The organism is Catenulispora pinistramenti (genome assembly GCF_018274385.1).
GTDB lineage: Bacteria > Actinomycetota > Actinomycetes > Streptomycetales > Catenulisporaceae > Catenulispora > Catenulispora pinistramenti.
In genome coordinates this window covers 1-1,503 of sequence record NZ_JAAFYZ010000475.1, presented here as the reverse complement: position 1 = coordinate 1,503, position 1,503 = coordinate 1, and the positions used below count along the sequence as shown (strand labels likewise).

Below are 1,503 nucleotides of genomic sequence, written 5' to 3'. Positions count from 1 at the left end.
GTCGCGTCGGCAGGGCTTCGCCTACAGTGCCGGTGGCCGGGGGTCAAGTTCGCGCTGAACAAAACCGCAGCTCACACGCATGACCGCAAGCGCGCGGACTTTACCCCCGGACACCGGTGCTGTACCCATCGGGCTGACGACGCGACCGTGGGGAACGGACCGCACCACCTCTGGGACCGCCGCCGCTGAGACTGACCCGGCCACCCGAGGGAACCGCGCTAGTTTCCCTGAGGTTGCCGAGGCCCGCCGGAGGCCCGGCCCTTCATCACAGCCCTTGACCTTGCACTGGCTAACTGGAGTTGAAGAGGCCTGAGGTGCGGCGGGGTTGTGAACGCGCGAACCGGCAGCCGAAACACAGACTCGCCGACTTGAACCCCGAACCGGCACAACTATGACCGAAGGCCGTAAAAAGCATTTAAAACCCACAAGCAAACCGCAACGCGGTACGCAAACCCAGCCCTGAGCGGCACGGGCGACCTGCACTGTGCCGACCCGGCCGACCTGTGCCGTGCTGTGCCGTGCTGTGCTGTGCTGTGCCGTGCCGTGCCGTGCCACAAGCCTGAGCTCCGAAACCGCACCACGCACCACCCCGCTCCAGCAAGCCGAGGCACCCATCCTGTGCAGCGCTGTCTGCTGTCAGCAGACAAGCGAGGCCGAGCCTGCCACTTATCCGTACGCTCGAATCATGACTGAGGCCCCAAGACTCCAGCTCATCCCCGGCGGCAACGCACCGGAACCGCGCCCGGCGGCGCCTGAGCCGCTGTGGCGCGAGGTGCTGGGTGACCAGCTACGCGAGCTGCGGCGGCGTAATCGGGAGAGTCTGGCCGAGACGGCTTCGCGGGCCGGGATCTCGCCCCAGTACCTGTCGGAGGTGGAGCGTGGGCTCAAGGAGCCGTCGAGTGAGATGATCGCGGCGGTCGCCGGTGCGCTTGGCACGACGCTTGGTGGCCTCGCCGAATCGGTGGCCGGGGAGTTGCGGATGCGGCGCGAGGCGGCGGTGCTCGGCGTGCGTCATGACTTGGCTTCGCGTCAGGAGCTGGCCTCGCGTCAGGACTTGGCCTCGCGCCGTGGCCTGGCGACGCGGTACCGGTCGAGTGGTCCGGTGGCGTTGGCCCTGGCCGCCTGATCGGCGCGCGGTTGAGGGGAGGCGTTCGTGACGCGAGATGAGGCTGTCGCGCTGGTGCAGCGAGTCATGGACGCCGACTATGCGGACGACGACGAGGTCGGCGATTTGCTGGAAGCCTTGGACCGGGCTCTCGGATGCCCTTCCGGATATCTGAGCGACTTGATCTTTTGGCCCGCCGGGGCGGTACCGACCGCACCAGAGGTCGTCGACCAGGCTTTGGCCTACCGCCCGATCGCGTTGTGAGCCTGCGGCAGGTGCGCAGCTCGTACCTGCCGCCGAGCGAGTCGGCATCCCAGCCGCAGGGCGAGTCGGCAGCCCAGCCGCCGCGAAGCGCTGCGCACCCTAGCCGCCGCGAAGCGAGCTGCGCACCCCACCCG

2 protein-coding genes are annotated in these 1,503 nt (G+C 68.4%); both read left to right on the top strand.

The window, feature by feature from the left end:
• Positions 1-685 precede the first annotated feature (685 nt).
• Entirely contained in the window at positions 686-1,126 is a 441-nt protein-coding gene (locus tag KGQ19_RS48575; RefSeq protein ID WP_212022427.1) for a helix-turn-helix domain-containing protein, read from the top strand.
• Between the two features lie 27 nt (positions 1,127-1,153).
• Complete coding sequence (locus KGQ19_RS48570) at positions 1,154-1,369, top strand: bacteriocin immunity protein (protein WP_212022425.1); 216 nt, start codon at positions 1,154-1,156, stop codon at positions 1,367-1,369.
• Positions 1,370-1,503 lie beyond the last annotated feature (134 nt).

Excerpts from the sequence above, each read along its gene's own strand:
- KGQ19_RS48575 (WP_212022427.1), top strand. The coding sequence starts at position 686 with ATGACTGAGGCCCCAAGACTCCAGCTCATCCCCGGCGGCAACGCACCG.